This window comes from Pedobacter suwonensis (assembly GCF_044762335.1).
GTDB lineage: Bacteria > Bacteroidota > Bacteroidia > Sphingobacteriales > Sphingobacteriaceae > Pedobacter.
The window spans coordinates 359,042-377,140 of sequence record NZ_JBIWEB010000003.1; the positions used below are offsets into that span (position 1 = coordinate 359,042).

Sequence of the window (18,099 nt, forward strand, 5' to 3'; positions counted from 1 at the left end):
ATGAAGATATCAAACTTTAATATACTGGCAATCTGCACGGTCATCATGCTTTATCTGTCATGTAAAAAAGATCAGGTAAACCGCGAGCCACTCCCTGGCGGGCTTGTTGCCTTTGATCTGCCAGCAACGTCAGACGTTGTGTCAAGACCGCTGGACATTAAAAATACTGCTGTAGTTAGCGTAGAGATAAAAGCTACTTTAGAAGGCAGCAGCTCCTCTGGTATACACTATGTTACCTTCGCACCTGATACCAGTAAAATCAACGATTATAGAGCAAAGTATGGCAGTGGTGCGCTATTGCTCCCTACAACAAGTTATCTCTTTTACAAACCAACTGTGGCTATCCCTGCTGGAACAAATGTTTCAGAGGCTGCAGTATTAAATCTTGGTTTCCAAACTACCCTCAAAAAGTTTAGTGCCTATGTGCTACCCGTTACCATTACATCAATAGACGGGCAAAATCAGGATCCGAAGACACGAAAAGTTGTTTATTATGTATTTAATACTGGTGATGCACTTTATGTAGACCATACCGGTTTTACCCTTACTGCTACAGCCTCTTCAACAGGCGGTGCAAACAGTGCAGGACGAGCGGTAGATGCCAATACAACCGGGACCTATTGGCTAAGTGCTACAACAGCTTCCCTACCACAATTTGTAACCGCAGACTTTGCCAGGGAAATTACATTTTCTGGCTTAGATTACTTTATTCCGACGGTTGTAACACCAACAACCGGAGGCTATACCACCTCTGCTAAGGTAGAAACGAGCAGCAATGGCACTATCTGGACAGATAAAGGTATCTATGCCGTGGATGTAACCAACGCGACCAGAAGACAGACCATTAACTTACCTGCATTAACCACTGCAAGATATTTGCGTTTCACCATTTTAACGGCCACACCATTTGTTCAATCAGGTACCAGCTACAGCGTAGGTTTTGTGGGCGGAATTGTTTTGAGGAACTGATAGAAGAATCCTTTTATTTAAAAATAATAAACATGAAAAAATTACTGATTTCAATCTTAATGGTATTACCTATCGTGGTAGCAGCCCAAAAAAACTATACCATCACCGGAAATATTCCTGCCTTAAAAGAACCGGCAAAGGCTTACCTGGTGACGCTTCAGGCAGATAAATGGAAAGAAACCGATTCTACTGAAATTAAAAATGGAAAATTTGAGTTTTACGGGCGTGTTAACGAACCGCAACAGGCACTGATCGCCATTAAGCCACTCCGCTTGAAACAAAGCGCAACACATGGCGATACTAAAGGTTTTTTCCTGGAAAATGCTGCGATTAGGCTAGATGCGACAGATTCCATTAAAAATGCAAACGTGAGCGGTTCTGTAGTTGATCGCGAAAATAGCGAGCGAGAGGCGATGATCAGTGAGGTAACGGCAAAAATAATGATGCTGCAAAGGGAATATGGCAAGAAAGCTACTGATGGAACTTACCTGAAAACGGTTGCAGAGCGCAAAATGGCAGCCGATAGCATCCAAAAACTGGTCGCTCAAAACAGAGCAATAAATATGAAATTCGCTGAAGACCACCTGAATTCATTCGCTGGCTTATATGCTTATAATATGTATGTACTTGATAACAAGTTTGAAGCAGCAAAAGTAGAGCCTTTGTTCCATAGATTCTCTCCTGAGTTAAAATCATCGCCACTAGGTAAAAAAACGGTCGAAAAAATTGAAATTGGAAAAAGACGTCAAACTGGCTCAAAAGTGACTGACTTTACCCAAAATGATATCAATGGAAAACCATTTAAACTTTCCTCGTTAAAAGGGAAATATGTATTGATCGATTTTTGGGCAAGCTGGTGCCTTCCCTGCCGTGCAGAAAATCCAAATGTAGTAAAAGCCTATAGCGCCCTCAGGGATAAGAACTTCGAGATCGTTAGCGTTTCACTCGATTACCCTGGAGGACAAAAGGTATGGGAAGAGGCGGTTAAAAACGATGGCATGCCATGGATCCACGTCAGTGATCTAAAAGGCTGGAAAAACGAAGTTGCCATGATGTACGGAATTAATTCTGTACCACAAAATGTTTTGGTTGATCCTCAAGGCGTAATTGTAGCGAAAAATCTTCGCGGCGAAAACTTACTGGATCAGCTCAAAAAAATCATCAATTAACCGAAAAAATAGATTAAAAAAACTATGAAAACTAATCTGATAAACATTTTTGTCCTGTTCACCTGCCTTGCTACCGGCAAAACAATGGCACAAGATAAATTTACCATTAACGGTACATTGCCTAAAGTCGGAACGGAGAAAATGGTATTGTTAACCTTTATCAACGATAACGGCAAAAGCGTTGTAGACAGCACAGTGTTAACTAACGGAAAATTCACGTTTAAGGGCACCACCGCTTTCGGAAACAAAGCCTATCTCGAATTAAAAGCGATTAAGCAAAATTCTTTAAAAAGAACAAATCCTGATTTTAGCGATTTCTATCTTGAAAAAGGAACAACAACAGTAAAGGGTATTGATAGCATGGCCAATGCCCGCATTACCGGCACAAAGGCACAGGAAGAATATAATCAATACAATGCAAAAACAGCCAGGTTAATTGCTCAATTTAAAGAAATTAGCGAGCGATTTGCAAAGGTTTATTACGCAAAAGTGAAAGATTCGGTAGAAATTAAAAAGATACAGGCAGAAGCAAAGCCTGTACATGCCAAAATTGAAGCTGCCCTGGATTCATTTATTTTTAATCATCCGGATTCTTATGTGACTGCAGATCTGATTCACCAAAATAAAATGGCGGTAATTGATGTGGTTAAATTTGATCCTTATTATCAAATCTTAACGCCCCGGGTACTCGCCAGCTTTACTGGAAAAAAAATTACTGATAAGTATGAAAAGGCAAAACAATTTGCAGTAGGCAGATTGATTGATTTTACCTTGCCAGACAAAGATGGAAAAGAATTCAAGTTATCTTCACTCAAAGGAAAGTATGTACTTGTTGATTTCTGGGCCAGCTGGTGCGTACCCTGCCGTGCGGAAAATCCATTTTTGTTAAAAGCGTATCATGAATTAAAAGATAAAAATTTTGAAATTGTGGGCGTCTCGCTGGATGATACAAAGGCGGCCTGGATGAGAGCTGTTGAGCAGGACAAATTGCCCTGGACACAAGTGAGCGATGTAAAAGGTTTTAAGACAGAAGTAGCTGTGCGCTTCGGTATTACGGCCATTCCCCAAAACGTACTGATTGATCCGGCCGGAAAAGTAATTGCAAAAGATTTAAGGGGCGAAGATGTAAATAAAAAAATAGCGGGCTTTATCAAATAGGGATAAAATACCTGCAGACGGGATTTGTAAAGGAGGTCAGGATCTTATACCCTGGCCTTCAAAAAAATTAAATACAAAGGCTGGTCAGACTGAAATTAGTTTAATAAGCAGATATGGCAAGGTCTTACATTGGGCAGGTAATATTGCGCTAAAAGTTTAGCATGCGATATGCAAAAAAATTAACCGGGCCTTTGCCATAGCAGATCAAGGTATAGGGAAAGAAACGGAGGAATTACAATGATCCCAATTATCCCCCTTCTGCTGATCGACCTTTAAACCAAAGAGGATCATAAACAAAAACTTCATACCAAAATGAGCCCTGACCCAAACATTCATCTTTTAAAGACGGTTAGGTAGATATGGAACAAGATCAAAACATAAAAACAACCTCAAGAACTGTCGTTATCACCGGTGCATCAAGTGGTGCCGGACGGGCCATTGCACTGGCCTTTGCGGAAAATGGCGATCGGGTAGTGATTGCTGCGAGGAATATCGATGCACTGAAAGACCTAGCTGCCGAATGCGAAAGTGTTGGAGGCGCGGCAGAGTGCGTTGCCTGCGACACCTCTGATTATCACCAGGTGCTCAACCTGGCGGCAACAGCTGCAAGTATCGGTACCGGTATTGATGTTTGGGTCAATAATGCGGGAGTACTTGCTATTGGCAGTTTCGACCAGACACCCATGGAAGTAAGTGAGCAGGTGATCAAAACCAACCTTTTGGGTTATATGTATGGTGCCCACGCCGTAATGCCCTATTTTAAAAAACAGGGTCAGGGAATCCTGATCAACAATATTTCAATCGGAGGATTTCTGCCCGTTCCTTTCGGTGCTGGTTATTCTGCTGCCAAGTTCGGACTTCGTGGCTTCTCTGCCTCGTTGAAGTCTGAACTCCGACAATACCGTAACATCCATGTCTGCGATGCATTTCCCGGCTTTCTGGATACACCGGGCATGCAACATGCTGCCAATTATACCGGCAAAGTACTCAAACCGGGCCCTGTAGTCTACGACCCTAACCGCCTGGCCCATGAAATCTTCAAACTCTCGCTCAACCCCAGATCTGAAAAAATGGTGGGCAGTTTTTCAACAATCATGCGCCTTTCCCGTGCATTGTTCCCAACCCTGACCACCACCTTCGCAGGAAGTGTGATCCGTACCTACCTCAAACATGCCAAAGCTATCGAACCCACCAACGGCAATATTTTCAGTCCGGTAGCCTATGGCAATTCGGTACATGGCGGATGGGGAATTCCCGGAAGGCCAAAAGCGCACCGTAAATATGTGGCACTGGGTGCAGGGCTACTGCTCAGTGCATTACTCATCAAAAAGAAATGGTAAATGGAGAACAAAATTGTTTTTTTCGGCGATAGCCTGGTGGCCGGATACGGTCTCAAAGACCCTTTATCTGAATCCATCCCAGCCCTCATCAATGCAAAACTAAAAAAGCTCGGACTAAAACACACTGTAATTAACGCAGGCCTAAGCGGAGATACTACGGCTTCTGCCCTATCCAGACTTGGCCATGTCCTGAATGAAAACCCAGCGATTTTTGTCCTTGAACTTGGTGCCAATGACTTCCTTCGTGGCATGAGTCCGGTGCTGATCCTATCCAACCTGCAGCTCATCATCAACAAAGTTAAATCTACCTGTCCGTCGGCATCCATACTTTTGTTGGGCATCGAATTACCATACTGGGCAACCGGCTGGCATCAAAGTGATTATTCTGGTATATTTCCGGCACTGGCTGAAAAAAACGGCCTTTCGCTGGTACCGTCATTTTTAAAAAATGTAGCAGGCATACGCGCACTCAATATGCACGATGGTGTTCACCCGCTTAAAGAAGGATACGAGATCGCGGCGGAAAATATCTGGACGGAATTGTACAGAATTATTCAGGAGCGTGGTAGCCTCACTGACTTATTGTAACCCATAGTCACCTCATGATCGCTCCCAACATACAAGACTTTGGACAGATTGGGCGTTATATTTCGGTATTAGCCAGACGCCAGGACCAGTTAAGGTTTATATTGGCCTGCTCACAGCATGCGATTTATTAATGGCTGAAATGACCTTATTTATTTTTTTTTACATATTTATGTAGCCTAGCTAGTTTTCCATTTAGGAATCAGCAAAACCTATTCGGGGGGGGAATGTAATTATTTTGGATATCATTATCCAGCCAGTTGAATGGTAAATACGGTAAGCGGCCTGACCGTTTTCAAAGAAAAATCGAAACCGTGGTTGAGCAGTATTTCTCTAACCAGGGTTAGCCCAATCCCCTGTCCATCTTTTTTTGTGCTGAAAAACGGGCTAAAAAGTTGCGCAGCATTTTCCTCAGATATACCTTTTCCATTGTCGTAAATATTGAGCTGGTGTTTAGCAGAATCTAATTCTATCTGGATAACGCCGTTGCTTTTTATCGCTTGAATTGAATTTTTAAGAATGTTTATCAGGGCCTGTTCCATTTGTTCAACATCGGCGGTAATAAAATATGATGATGTTGGTAAATCCAGTTCAAACCGGATTTCTTTTTCGTTTGCAGCGAAATGCATTAATGCTGACACCGATTTGAGGAGTTCAACCAGATCTGTTCTCTTTCTGTTCGCTGCCGGAAGTTTAACCAGATTGGCAAAATTCCGCATAAATACATTTAGGTTCTGATTACGCTCAACAGCAATTTTCATGGCATTTTTTAATAGCTGCTCGTCCTCTTCCAGCCATAAATTATCTTGCGCCAATGCCGTATTAATAATTGAATTTACGGGACCAACTGTATTGTTCACCTCATGCGCCATCATCCTGATCACCTTACTGTAAACACTTTTTTCGGCTGCAAAAATTTCTGCCGTTACTTCCTCCATCATGATAAAAATCCGCTCAAAACCCCTGTCCATAAATCTCGACTTTTGAATTTTGTATGTATGCAATCCATCTGTACGGAGCATTTTTGATGTTCCGGTTTTCATACCCAGGATCTGATTTTCGAGCATATCAGGATTCGCTTTTGTAATTTCCAGCGCTTTTGGATTAATCTGCTTTAACTGCCCATCATAGTCAAGAATAATAATTCCCGTTGGGGAAGTCTGAATAAGCTTTTCGAGAAAAAAATGCTGTTCTTCCTGCTTTGTTCGCTCAGTTCTCAATTCGTCAATCATGCGGTTATAAACATCCACAAGCTCATCTACTTCTTTTTTTCCGGTCAATAAAAATTTAACGTTAAAATCCCGGTCTTTTATGGCTGAAATGCCTTGTTTTAAATAGGTAAGCGGACTGACTAGCTGCTTATAAAGGCTAATTGATATAACAACAGAAACCAGTACAAATGCCTCTGACAGCATAAATATGAGTTTGTTTTTATCAAAAATGAAATAGCTCATCACCAGGCAGATGAGGTGAAGAATGACGATAAACAGGATATACTTAGTCTTCAGTTTCATTAAATGGAATTTGATATTTTTCCAAACGGCGATAAAGGGCATTCCTGGTAATCCCCAATGATGCCGCGGCTTTTGTAATTCTGTTTTTATGGAAATTCATGGCCTGCTTAACCATTTCTGCCTCCATCTGGTCTAAAGTCATGGTACCTACTCCGGGCAATCTGACTTTATCGCTATTTAATGGTGACAAATTTAACTGTGATTGAAAATCATCAATCGTTAATTCATTTGTACTGCTGATCAGTACCGTTCGTTCAACCAGGTTTTTAAGCTGGCGGATGTTACCGGGCAAAGGCAGTTGCTGTAACCAGCGTAAGGCACCAGGTGCTATTGATAACGCTTCCCTACCGTAAATTTCTTTCAGATTATTAATAAAGAAGTTAACCAGTAAAGGAATATCAGATGGTCTTTCCCTTAACGCGGGCAGATGAATAGTGATCAGGTTAATACGGTACAACAAATCCTCCCTGAACAAGCCTGACGCTACCCTTTCGTTTAAATTTTTGTTTGTCGCACAAACTACCCTGGTATCAACTGTTTTGGTTCGGCTGCTGCCTAAAACTTCATACGTACGGTCTTGTAAAACCCTTAATAACTTCACCTGACCTGCTGCATCCAGATCGCCTATCTCATCCAGGAAAATGGTTCCTTTATTCGCCATTTCAAACCTGCCCGTCCTATCGAAACGGGCATCAGTAAAAGCTCCGCGAACATGGCCAAACATTTCGCTCTCAAATAACGAAGATGAAATTCCGCCCAGATTAACTTTTACAAAAGGCTTGCCCGAGCGGTTGCTGTTTTCGTGAATGGCCTCTGCTATTAGCTCCTTACCCGTTCCGCTTTCGCCTGTAATCAATATTGATGCATTGGTTGAAGCTACGCGACCAATGGTTTCCAGAATATTCAGCAAGGTTGGGTCTTCACCTATGATCTGTTTAAAATTATATTTCTTATCCAGTTCCTTTCTGCTTTGGGAGCGCGGTTTTTTACCATTTATTTCTAATAAGGTTGCTACCGATTGCAGCAGGTGTTCGTTATTCCATGGTTTATTAATAAAATCGTTTGCGCCAAATTTCATCCCCTGCACAGCAAGTTCTATACTCGCCCATCCGGTAATTAATATAATCGGAACACTGGCATCAACAGTTCTGATTTTTTTCAGCAAACTCATGCCTTCTTCTCCCGAGGTATCAATAGAAAAATTTAAATCCAGAACCACAAGTGCAGGCTTTTGGGTTTTTACTACCTCAAAAGCCTGCACAGCGTTATCAACAGGAATAACCTCGTAGCCCGCCCCTTTTAAGAGAAGTGAAATGGAAGTTCTAACGGCAATATCATCATCAACTACTAAAATCATATACGAAGTTAACCATTTAGTCTTCATGCAGTGCAACGGCCGGATGAATTGCCGCAGCTTGCCTGCCCGGATATAAGGAGCATGCGATAACCAATGTATAAATAAATAAAACAGAGAGTAAAATGGCAATAAGGTAAACGCTTGAAGCTATATCAAATACGTTTAACAGCGGAAACTGAACAGCAAAGAAACAGCCGATCAGAACAGATATTGTAGCTAAGATTAACGATTCGAGTACCATTTGAGTTGACACGGAAACGCCGCTTGCACCAATTGCCCGCCTCAGGCCAATTTCGCCTTTCCGTTTATTAATGTTATACCATAACACACCGAAAAGACCAAGGGCAACATTAATAATCAGGAAACCCGCAACGATGATGAACAATAACATCGGGATAATGGTTTCCTTATTTTTGGCATCGCGCATTTCATCAACATGCTGAATTTCGACTGCACTGCGCATCGTTGTGGCCATAAACTTATATAGCTTGCTTTCAAACCTGGCACCGGCAGTTTCCCGTACCTTTATTAAAAGTGTACTCGCCCACTTCAAATTTGTTGTATCCAACTGAGTAAACATAACATTGTTCGCCGGCAAGAAATCACCATTTGCCTTAAAATCGTTAACAACACCTATGATTTTGAATTTATTTTTATCATCAAAATCGCCAATCAGCTTTCCAGCAGCCTTTGCGGTTCCGAACAACTCTTTGCTAAAGGTCTCGTTAATGACAATTCCTTTATTTTTGCTGATCAGGTCTTCCGGAGTAAACCATCTCCCGTCAACGAGTTTAACACTCCAAACTTTTTGGTAATCATCTCCCACATTAAAATCGCTAATGTTATTGAATTTCTTTCCTCCTTGCGTTAATCCGGTGCTTATAAAACTGGATGAATAGGGATAATTCGAGCTCGAAAAACTTACCGCTTCAATTTCAGGCATTGCTTGTAGTGCTTTGTTCAGATTGGTATAAAAAATACCAAGCGAATCAGCATTTTTCGATAATCGGTCGCCATTATAGCTAACTGACCAAACCCTATTATAATCAAAGCCAAGTGGCTTGATGTAATTCTTATAGTAATAGGTTAAATAAGAAAAAACAGCAAACACAACCAGAAAGGAAATCAGAATTTCAGACAGAAAAAGGAAGTTTTGTCTCCTTTTGTTCCAAATTAATTTAAACAGATGTTTATACATATATTTTGTTTTGAGGCTCTAAGCCTTTAATGCTCTAACAATATTTAATTTCGACATTCTCCATGCCGGGTATACGCCTGAGATCAATCCAAAGCAAAAACAGGTAATCAGACTAAAAAACAATACCGTTAAATTCATGGTGAGATTAAAGCTTGATATGTAATCTGATTTGTTGATGAGGTAAATAACCAGCAGGGATAAAAAGATCCCTATAATGCCTCCAATAAAAGTGAGAATGAGGTTTTCTACAATAAACTGGTAAACCAATGTTTTTGATGAAGCACCAAAAGCCTTGCGTACGCCAATTTCTGATGAGCGCTCCATGATGCGGGTAATATTGATATTGACTAAATTTATGGTTGGCAGCAATAAAAACAGGAGTATAAAAATTCCGCCTACGGTGATTACTTTTGTGATCCCGTTACTGGTCGAATCTCCTGCTATTCTACGGGCAACACTGGTTTTAAATCCATCTGCATTGCAATAAATCTTATTAAAATCTGACGGGACTGGCAGTTTATCAACCATTTGGGCAAACTCTTTTTTCATCCTGGGTACATCATTTTCCGTACGGCCTAAAAGCACGGCATTATATGAACCCATTAGTCTTGTATCTTTACTATCTTTTGAAAGCGTATAGGGCAAATACATATCGCCGGCAAAATTGCGTACAGCACCTGAAACATTATCAACCACTCCAATTACCCGGTAGTTAATGTTATCTGCAGAAATGTATTGGCCAATTACCGATTTTTGATCACCGAAATAAGCTTCTTTTGTTTTTTTAGAAATCACGGCAACACGTTCTGCACTTTTAATTTCCCTTTCACCATAAGGTTTGCCTTCCAGAAACCGGTACGATAAAACATTCCAGTAATCTGCATTGGTGTATTTATAACCTATTACCAGCTTTTTATTGTTGAGATAAGCATTAGATGATCTCTGATCAGACGAAATGGCCATTTTATAAACCGTTTTCAACTTCGAAACATAATGTTCAAAGAAATAAAACGACAGGTTGCTCATATTCATCCAACCTTCCTTGGTATTTTTTACTTCTATACGCTCAACATAAAGCGAACGATGTTGATTGTAATCAGGATATCCCGGATTAAACATTTTATCTGCAAGTGCAGTGGCTACCATTAAGATGGTTAGTGTAAGGCTGATGCCAAACAAGCTGATGAAAGTGAAAAATTTCCTTCTTTTTAAAACAGCTATCGCAATTTTGAAATAATTTTTTAACATAGCTGAAATTATTGAACCTGTGAACCATCAAAAAGACGAACCAATCTGTGTGTTTTTTGCGCCATGCTTTCGTCATGTGTAACCATCACGATTGTTGTACCTTCATTTTTGTTCAGATTGATGAGGATATTCATGATCTCATTTCCCATAGCGCTATCAAGGTTTCCTGTTGGCTCATCCGCAAGGATAATCTGAGGGCGGCCAACAATAGCCCTGGCAATGGCAACACGCTGGCGTTGCCCACCCGAAAGCTGCGTAGGGAAATGTTTTAAACGGTTGCTCAGGCCAACTTTTTCCAATGCTTCAGTAGCTAGCGACTTTCTTTCCTTAGCAGATGAATCGCGGTACAATAAAGGTAGTTCTACATTATCCAACACCTGCAGATCATTAATCAGGTGGTAACTCTGAAAAATAAATCCAAGCTTCTCATTTCTGAAATGGGCCAGTTTTTTATCAGAAAAACTGCGAATGTCCTGGTCATCTATTTTGATATCTCCCTTCGATGGTTCATCGAGCAAGCCCATAATGTTCAGCAAAGTACTTTTTCCGCAGCCCGATGGCCCCATAATGGAAAGAAATTCTCCCTTTGCAATGTCGAGGTTAATACCGTTTATAGCCAGGGTTTCCACAGTAGCCGTCCGGTAAACTTTTTCAATATTTTTTAAGCGTATCATCATGTATAATTAGTAATTAAGATTTATTAATAAGTTATTTTAATGTTTTTTTCAAAATCGTAAAGAGAAAGATAGCGAAGCTGATAATAAGCACCCCAAAAATCGCGGAGCGAAGAAACGTAATCGCGTTTTGCTGCATCATTTTCCTGGAAAGCAATACTTAAATCGGTAATGCTCAGGTTGCCTAAAACATAGCGTTCGCTGGCTATCTTATATTTTTCTGCGGCAATTTTTGCAGCCGTATCTGTAAGCTTGGTCTGTTCTTTCATCATATTAAAAAGCGTTACCTGCGTTACGATCTGCTGTTTAAAAGTTTGCTTATCCTGCTCAACAGCATAAGTTACCAGTTGCTCATTTGCTTGTGCTGTTTTTGTTCTTGATTTAGACCTGCCCCAATCCATAACCGGAATAGACAACTGTAGTTCAACGGTTTGCTGGTTTTTCGGATTCCTGTAAACATCAAAAGCACTCAAGCCGGCATTGGAAAAACCCAGATTTGCCCTCAATGTAGCCTTAAGTCCATTTTCGCCCTTTGCTTTGGCCACATCTCTTCTGGCTTCTGCCAACCGGCGGGCAAAACCAATCGCATCAGAACGGTTTGCAAAGGCTTCAGCCAAAACTTTTTCAGTAGCCACAGTCATTTGAGCAACGGCCTGCGGCATATCCAATTTTATCCTATCGTCGCCCTCAATACCCGTGTAACTGCGGAGGTTCAGTGTGGCCACCTCTACATCTCTTTTAGCCGTCCCAACGGCTTTCTGGGCATTAAGCACCTCCAGCTGAAGCTGGAGGATCTCATTTTTTGAAATCTTGCCCAATTCAAATTTAGTATTGGCAATGCTCAGGATCCTTTTGGTGTTCGCATAATTTAATTCAGCAATATCAAGGTTAACCTGCGCTAACAGTAAATCGAAAAAATATTCGGTAACGGTAATTGATATTTTCTCCTGTGTTTCGATAAAAACCTGCTTACTCTCACTGTATTTTAATGGTTCAATTTTCTTGTCCCATTTTAAGCTGTTAAACTGTAATAGCGGTTGTGTGTAACCAACTCCGTAAGGAATACCATTATAAAGTACACTGTTTCTGTCAAAATCATCAAAACGCTGCAGTTGGGTAGTTCCATAAATGGTGCCGCCCGTTGCTGCAATACTTTGACTAAAATTTAGTGTCAGTGAGGAATTATCATAATGTACGGGCTGGAAAAGAATACTTCCGTTGGGTTGCTGTACCTGGGTATAAGTTTCGGTATAGCCGGGTAAAATACCCTCTAAAGCCAACTGTGGCTGGTAATTTGATTTGAAAGTACGCCACTCCCAGTATTTTGTTTCTTTAACCGTTGCAGCCTGTTTTGCCGCAATAGAATTGGCCCTGGCCATTTCAACTACCTGTAGCAGGTTAAGCTTAAGCGTATCGGTACCTGCAAATACTACATTTAATGAACTTAGTAAAACAGCTAATCCAATAAGTACAATTTTCTTCATCATCTTAACGGCTTATTGTTACTTTTTCCGAGTTTTTGAAATCAGCCATATCCGAAGTAATGATTTCGTCTCCAGCTTTTAACCCACTTAAAATTTCAACATAATCAAAGTTGCTTAAACCTGTTTTCACGGTGCGCTTTTCGGCTATACCGTTTTTCAATACAAAGATCTCCTGTAAATTTGAACCGTTAAAAGCTGGCCCGTTCGCCACCCTTAAAACACCATTTCGGGTATCAGTAACTAAAAAAACATCTACTTTTTGATTGGGCCTTAATACTTTACTGTCTTTTTGATTCAACTGGATATCAAACGATACGGTGGCATTGGTTACTGCCGGTGAGATATTTACAACTGAACCTCTAAGTTGCGTATCGCCAATTCTGATGATAGCAGCCATGTTATTGTGGATTTTATCCATTAGATTATCAGACATGCTACCTGCAACTTTAAAGCCGCTTAAATCGGCTATACGTACCAAGGCGTCGCCTTCGTGTACACTGGAGCCAATATTTTTATTTACCCAGGTAATTACCCCGGGCCTGGTTGCCGTTACATCGGCCAGATCAAGTTTCCGTTTCAATGCATCCAAATCATTTTTTTGAATGGCCAGTGCAATCTCAGCCTCCCTGATTTCGATTTTCATGGTTTGCTGCTTACTTTTAATTTCATTTTCGAGCTGTAACTTCTCCAGTTCGGCAACCTTTAAATCAAGCTCAGCCCGCTCCACATCCTCTTTGGTGCCCCCACCGGCTTTAAGTAATCGTTTTGCCGATGAAACAGCATCTTTAAGGTTACTGATCCGCAACTGTTTTATGGCGTTGCTCGATTTAACATCGAAAAAACTTTTTTCTAAATCAAGCTTTAGCTTACTAATTTCATTTTGTTTGGACTCCATCTGAAATTGCAGCTTTCCATAATCGGTTTGGCTTACTGATTTATCCAGCAATAGAATGGATTGCCCCTTATTCACTTTTTTTCCGGCATCCATCAAAACATTTTTTATCGATGCACTTATCGGGCTGGTTAACACTTCTTCGAATTCGGGCAGCACTTCACCGGTGGCATTAATCGTATTTTCGATTATTCCGGTCTCAACTTTTGCCGTCGTGATATTGGCTTCCGTAAGTGCAGCTTTAAAATAAAACCGTACAAACCAGATACTGGCTATCAGCAAAATAAGGATGATAAAAACCAGCAAGTAATTTTTTTTCTTGTTTTTAGCTAAAACTTCTTCTTCAATGAGTTTGTCCATTTAAACATTTTTTGGACAAGCTTTTACAAGCGGAATGCCAATAACAAGACATTGATAATCAGGTATTTATGATTTTAAACAAATATAAAAATGCCCGATATCGAACGTTTTGTCTGTTATCGAACGGATAAGGTCTGGGTCCTGATGATGATAGAAATACAATTTTTTTAAAGGGTTCTGATTTGTCTGGTCAAACAGCTAGCTGATAATAATAAGCTTACATAGTTGGTTAACTATTATTGTTGGGTGATATTGATGGAAACGATTATAAACCCTAAAACCGGCATGTGAAGAGAAATATCTTAAGAGCAGAGGCAAAATTAGCGGAAATCACGAAAAAGAAACATAAGATAGCACGGTATAGCCAGTCCTAAATGATTCGATTTTAACATTAACCCGATTATTTCCAATTTTCACCAAATCGGCCATTAATGATAAGCGGGGACAAATTGGTTCGGCATTCCCAAAAATTCGATTTTGAAAACCGACAAAATCGAATCGCGTTAGCGACCGAAACATTCCAACTTATATATTTGAAAATCAATAAAATATAAGTAAAAAAACTACAAAATCTCCTACCCAATTACGGGTTAATGGCAGTGCGTAATTAGAACCATTTTTTCCGATGAATTAATTTAAACAGTCAATTTTCCAAACTCCCAAAAAAACATTAGGGTTGCCCTCACAAGAGCAACCCATTTTTTTAAAACTTCAATATGCTTAAAAACTTTCCCTCATCAATTATTCCAGAGAAAACATTTCCCAGCCAGAAATAGTAGTCCTGTTGCATTTCATTGCCGACTGGCCGTTTTCTGAAGAAATGTTTTTACCATTATTCCCTTTGAGGGAGATTTTTCCATTTGTATTTACCACCCAGTCAAATTTTTCCCAATCACTCATGCTTGTGCGGTTGCAGGTAATCCCGATTGTGGCGCCATTTTCTGAAGATACATATTTGTTCATGCTTTTCAGGGCAATTTTTCCTCCACCAGCATCAACAATGGTGAAGCTTTCCCAGTCAGAGGCAGTCGCCCGGTTGCACCTCATGGCTACTTCACCGTTTTCACCAGAAACAAACAGGTTATTAGAACCTTTTAATTTAACCGTCTGACCAATTGGAGGTTCGGCCTGTATTTGCAGATTGCCCAATTCCAGCCATCCGTTTGTAAAAGTTCCGGTTACGGCAAGCGCAATACCTGGCTTGTTGTCATTCGTTTTATCGATGATGGCTACCCCCCATTTATAATTGCCAGCAGGCAGGTTAATTGCCGTTGTGGTAAAATTGTAAATCATAGGGTTATCTTTCACCCACATAGAAGGTTCACCATTTTCATCTATAAAAAGTTTTTTAACCACACCAGCGGTATCCAGAATGGCAAAAGCCACTTTGTACTTATAATTCCACTGTGGAATGTTGTTAGGGCAGTAACCCCAACCCATGTTTCTCCAGCGATGGCCTATTGTAGCGGTAGCCCCGTTGGCAATCTCATTTGGTAACGATACCTGATCAGGATACAGCCGGTAGCCTCCTTCTGCATTGAAGCGCTGTACCAATGGAAAACTGGTTTGAAACCAGGAAGCTACTTCTCCAACCCTAAAATCCATCATATTTACAGCCGCTTCTGCCGATCTTTCAAATTCAGCTTTTCTGACGTCTTCAGGATGCCCTTCGCGATATTGTCCGCTTGAATCGATCCAATAGCGGTGTGTGCCGGTCACAATCCATCCCCCTTCCATAATAATCGGGCGTTTATGTTTCCAGGTGGCTGCAAAGTTTTTCTCCCAGCTTTGGTAATAATCGGTCATTGCAAAAGCATCATGCCGCAGGCTATACCCTTGATTGATCGCTTTCACCAGTAACTGGTTGCTGTTTGGGTTTGCTGCGCCCCAGCTTGTTGGATGACCTATTAACCGGTGATAGTTAATTACCAGCGGCACTTTGGTGAAAGTCCTGTTATAGAGTGCCATGATCCAATCCAGTACCTCTTCCTTTACAGTTTCTGTTTGTGCAGCTGTTAATACGCCCGGAGCGGCATACACGGTATTATGTGCTTCGCCCCATTTACCTAAACCATAGGCATCAATAAAAGAGGTGCGAACAGGATCATTAAAATCTTTGGCAAGTTCTTCGATGAATGTGGTATAATATTGCCTGAAAACCGGATCCTGGGGAAAAGGGGTTTTCTGCGCTGGTACTGCAGGGTTTGATAACCAATATTGAGCACCCGCGGTGAATACAAAGGCAGGAGTATTTTCCCCCTGGTCGCGCCCATCGACCACGATCCGGAATGCGATAGGCAAGCCTCTGGTTTTAACACCGTTGATAAGTTTACCGATCTGTGAGTTGGGGTCTCTCCACGCATAAACACCTGGGCTTGGATTAAGCGATCGCCAGCTGGTGCGGATATAACAGGCTGAGGCGTAATCTATCGCCTTTACATTGGCACCCAGTTCGGGTACGAAAAACTGACTGTCCCAATACGTTTCGGTGGCATCTCGTTTGCCATACATTACCCACCCATTTAATGGATTCCGTAACACCGAAGTACTATTATAAACAGGGTTAATCAGCACGTTATTGGCAATAACAGCCAATTTTTGTGGTCCCTTATCAAAAGTTTGTGAAAGGTTTTCTTCCACCATTTTGGAACAGGAAAGCGAATGCAGCCCCATAAGAGCAAGCAGCGTTACCTTTCCGGTCCACCCAAAAATGAGTTTTTTCATAGTAATAAATATTAAATTTTAGATTAGAGGTTTTGCTATTAATTCGGTACCTATTTTGAACCTGAGACTAAATTTTCTTTACACTAAACTTTTTTTCTCTATAGGAATTGAGGAAAAATGCCAATCCTTTTTAAAAGGAAGTTAAGCGTAAACCTTATCGATTAAAATGGTAATTGGCGAAGCGGATAAAATTTGCCCAGTCATAAACATTGAGGTCGTGTTTTCCTTCCCTGAAATGGTAACCTATAGCCGAATTAATAATTGGACTGTTCACCTTAGGCATCTCCTTCGGCAGACTAACCTTCTTACCATAGAGATCATAAACAGGCTCCGCATGTACCAATGAAAGAAATGAGCCGTAAGGGTCTGCCCAGCGATCTTCAGTAGTGTTGGTGGTATAAACCGGCCTTGGCGCAATCAAACCTATGAGCATATGCTGATCAACAGGCAGGTTGTTTACATCATTGCTATATTTTTTGTAATTGTTGTTGAACCAGTAACCAAACTGTTTATTAATCAGGCTGATGGTTTCTCCATATTTACGCCTGGCCAGTGCTGCACCCGTACTTCCTGAGCAACTGCTAAACACCATGGCGAAGCGTTGATCCTGGGCTGCAGACCATAAAGCAGTTTTGCCACCCCTCGAATGCCCTACCAGCGCAACCCTGTTAAAGTCGATTTCTTTATCCGTTTTAAAATAATCCATTACCCTGCTTGCCGCCCAGGCCCACACGCCAATGGCTTTCATGCCATTATCTTTTTCCAGCTCTGCAGGAAACAACTGATTTAATACACCGTTCTGATAACTATCCTTCCGATCAGGCGCTACATCCGAATGATGAAAGGCCGCCATGGCGTAACCGCTGTCTATGACCATTTCGGCTGGCCAGAAAGTACTCTTTTCTATTCTTGCCGGATCTGTATTTCTTCTACTGCGGTTGTTAATTAGTAAAAACACCGGAGCAGGTTTTGTCCGCTTATTGGGGGTGAAGAGCACAACGGGAAAAGATACTGAATGACCATCTTTCCATGCCGTAATTATTATCTCTTTCAAATGGGCTTTTCCAGCCATGGCAGTTGCATTTTCGTTGGTCACCACAAATTTTAAATTATCAAAACCTTCTGGTGTTTTTCCGTAAATGTGTTCTTCAAACAGGGCTAAAAGTTCGGGTCTGCGCTGCTTTTCCCACATGGAGACATTTTTAATCTTTTTGCCCCTTGCAGTAACCAGTATATCGGGTAAAGTATAGGCAGGCACGGCACTTTCATCATAGTTAACGATTTCTCCCATAAAGCGGTCTGTTTTCTGCGCATATGCTCCAGCCGATAAAAACACCGGACCAATCACGCAGGCCAATGCTTTTTTCTTCCAAATGTTGACGTGCCAACTGCCTTGACCGGCAAAGGATTTTAGTCTGTTCATCATA

General features: G+C 41.1%; 14 protein-coding genes. 5 read left to right on the plus strand and 9 right to left on the minus strand.

Going from position 1 to position 18,099, the window contains the following annotated elements:
• From ACIQXP_RS07405 to ACIQXP_RS07425, 5 genes are all read left to right on the plus strand, one after another.
• On the plus strand, positions 1-969 hold the full coding sequence (locus tag ACIQXP_RS07405) for a BT_3987 domain-containing protein (protein ID WP_387504941.1): 969 nt from the start codon (positions 1-3) through the stop codon (positions 967-969).
• A gap of 32 nt (positions 970-1,001) precedes the next feature.
• Positions 1,002-2,138, plus strand: a complete 1,137-nt coding sequence (locus ACIQXP_RS07410; RefSeq protein ID WP_293743030.1) for a TlpA disulfide reductase family protein — start codon at positions 1,002-1,004, stop codon at positions 2,136-2,138.
• Positions 2,139-2,162: 24 nt separating this feature from the next.
• Positions 2,163-3,296, plus strand: coding sequence for a redoxin domain-containing protein (locus ACIQXP_RS07415; RefSeq protein WP_387504940.1), 1,134 nt, complete (start codon positions 2,163-2,165; stop codon positions 3,294-3,296).
• Positions 3,297-3,655: 359 nt separating this feature from the next.
• Positions 3,656-4,636, plus strand: coding sequence for an SDR family oxidoreductase (locus ACIQXP_RS07420; RefSeq protein WP_293743032.1), 981 nt, complete (start codon positions 3,656-3,658; stop codon positions 4,634-4,636).
• On the plus strand, positions 4,637-5,224 hold the full coding sequence (locus tag ACIQXP_RS07425; RefSeq protein WP_293743033.1) for an arylesterase: 588 nt from the start codon (positions 4,637-4,639) through the stop codon (positions 5,222-5,224).
• 245 nt (positions 5,225-5,469) lie between these two features.
• Here ACIQXP_RS07425 and ACIQXP_RS07430 read toward each other — a convergent pair whose 3' ends face one another.
• The 9 genes from ACIQXP_RS07430 to ACIQXP_RS07470 all read right to left on the minus strand — a co-directional run bounded on the left by ACIQXP_RS07430 (position 5,470) and on the right by ACIQXP_RS07470 (position 18,098).
• Entirely contained in the window at positions 5,470-6,735 is a 1,266-nt protein-coding gene (locus tag ACIQXP_RS07430) for a sensor histidine kinase (protein ID WP_387504939.1), read from the minus strand.
• Positions 6,719-8,092, minus strand: coding sequence for a sigma-54-dependent transcriptional regulator (locus tag ACIQXP_RS07435; RefSeq protein WP_387504938.1), 1,374 nt, complete (start codon positions 8,090-8,092; stop codon positions 6,719-6,721). The genes ACIQXP_RS07430 and ACIQXP_RS07435 overlap by 17 nt, the downstream gene beginning before the upstream one ends.
• Before the next feature lie 16 nt (positions 8,093-8,108).
• Positions 8,109-9,290, minus strand: a complete 1,182-nt coding sequence (locus ACIQXP_RS07440; RefSeq protein WP_387504937.1) for an ABC transporter permease — start codon at positions 9,288-9,290, stop codon at positions 8,109-8,111.
• A gap of 18 nt (positions 9,291-9,308) precedes the next feature.
• Positions 9,309-10,538 carry an ABC transporter permease gene (locus ACIQXP_RS07445; RefSeq protein WP_387504936.1) on the minus strand — a complete coding sequence of 410 codons (1,230 nt, stop codon included), beginning with the start codon at positions 10,536-10,538 and terminating at the stop codon, positions 9,309-9,311.
• A gap of 8 nt (positions 10,539-10,546) precedes the next feature.
• Positions 10,547-11,215, minus strand: a complete 669-nt coding sequence (locus tag ACIQXP_RS07450) for an ABC transporter ATP-binding protein (protein WP_427429422.1) — start codon at positions 11,213-11,215, stop codon at positions 10,547-10,549.
• 23 nt (positions 11,216-11,238) lie between these two features.
• The gene (locus ACIQXP_RS07455; RefSeq protein WP_387504935.1) at positions 11,239-12,699 is read right to left on the minus strand and encodes a TolC family protein; all 1,461 of its coding nucleotides are present in this window, start codon (positions 12,697-12,699) and stop codon (positions 11,239-11,241) included.
• 1 nt (position 12,700) lies between these two features.
• Complete coding sequence (locus ACIQXP_RS07460) at positions 12,701-13,948, minus strand: efflux RND transporter periplasmic adaptor subunit (RefSeq protein ID WP_387504934.1); 1,248 nt, start codon at positions 13,946-13,948, stop codon at positions 12,701-12,703.
• Positions 13,949-14,689: 741 nt separating this feature from the next.
• The gene (locus ACIQXP_RS07465; protein ID WP_387504933.1) at positions 14,690-16,672 is read right to left on the minus strand and encodes a DUF4832 domain-containing protein; all 1,983 of its coding nucleotides are present in this window, start codon (positions 16,670-16,672) and stop codon (positions 14,690-14,692) included.
• Between the two features lie 154 nt (positions 16,673-16,826).
• Positions 16,827-18,098 carry a glucuronyl esterase domain-containing protein gene (locus tag ACIQXP_RS07470; RefSeq protein ID WP_387504932.1) on the minus strand — a complete coding sequence of 424 codons (1,272 nt, stop codon included), beginning with the start codon at positions 18,096-18,098 and terminating at the stop codon, positions 16,827-16,829.
• Position 18,099: the final 1 nt, after the last annotated feature.

Bases quoted from the DNA above. Each gene is read 5' to 3' on its own strand.
- ACIQXP_RS07440 (WP_387504937.1), bottom strand. From the start codon at position 9,290: ATGTATAAACATCTGTTTAAATTAATTTGGAACAAAAGGAGACAAAAC.
- ACIQXP_RS07415 (WP_387504940.1), top strand. From the start codon at position 2,163: ATGAAAACTAATCTGATAAACATTTTTGTCCTGTTCACCTGCCTTGCT.
- ACIQXP_RS07445 (WP_387504936.1), bottom strand. From the start codon at position 10,538: ATGTTAAAAAATTATTTCAAAATTGCGATAGCTGTTTTAAAAAGAAGG.
- ACIQXP_RS07455 (WP_387504935.1), bottom strand. From the start codon at position 12,699: ATGATGAAGAAAATTGTACTTATTGGATTAGCTGTTTTACTAAGTTCA.
- ACIQXP_RS07450 (WP_427429422.1), bottom strand. From the start codon at position 11,215: ATGATGATACGCTTAAAAAATATTGAAAAAGTTTACCGGACGGCTACT.
- ACIQXP_RS07470 (WP_387504932.1), bottom strand. From the start codon at position 18,098: ATGATGAACAGACTAAAATCCTTTGCCGGTCAAGGCAGTTGGCACGTC.
- ACIQXP_RS07405 (WP_387504941.1), top strand. From the start codon at position 1: ATGAAGATATCAAACTTTAATATACTGGCAATCTGCACGGTCATCATG.
- ACIQXP_RS07425 (WP_293743033.1), top strand. From the start codon at position 4,637: ATGGAGAACAAAATTGTTTTTTTCGGCGATAGCCTGGTGGCCGGATAC.
- ACIQXP_RS07410 (WP_293743030.1), top strand. From the start codon at position 1,002: ATGAAAAAATTACTGATTTCAATCTTAATGGTATTACCTATCGTGGTA.
- ACIQXP_RS07430 (WP_387504939.1), bottom strand. From the start codon at position 6,735: ATGAAACTGAAGACTAAGTATATCCTGTTTATCGTCATTCTTCACCTC.
- ACIQXP_RS07465 (WP_387504933.1), bottom strand. From the start codon at position 16,672: ATGAAAAAACTCATTTTTGGGTGGACCGGAAAGGTAACGCTGCTTGCT.
- ACIQXP_RS07420 (WP_293743032.1), top strand. From the start codon at position 3,656: ATGGAACAAGATCAAAACATAAAAACAACCTCAAGAACTGTCGTTATC.
- ACIQXP_RS07460 (WP_387504934.1), bottom strand. From the start codon at position 13,948: ATGGACAAACTCATTGAAGAAGAAGTTTTAGCTAAAAACAAGAAAAAA.
- ACIQXP_RS07435 (WP_387504938.1), bottom strand. From the start codon at position 8,092: ATGATTTTAGTAGTTGATGATGATATTGCCGTTAGAACTTCCATTTCA.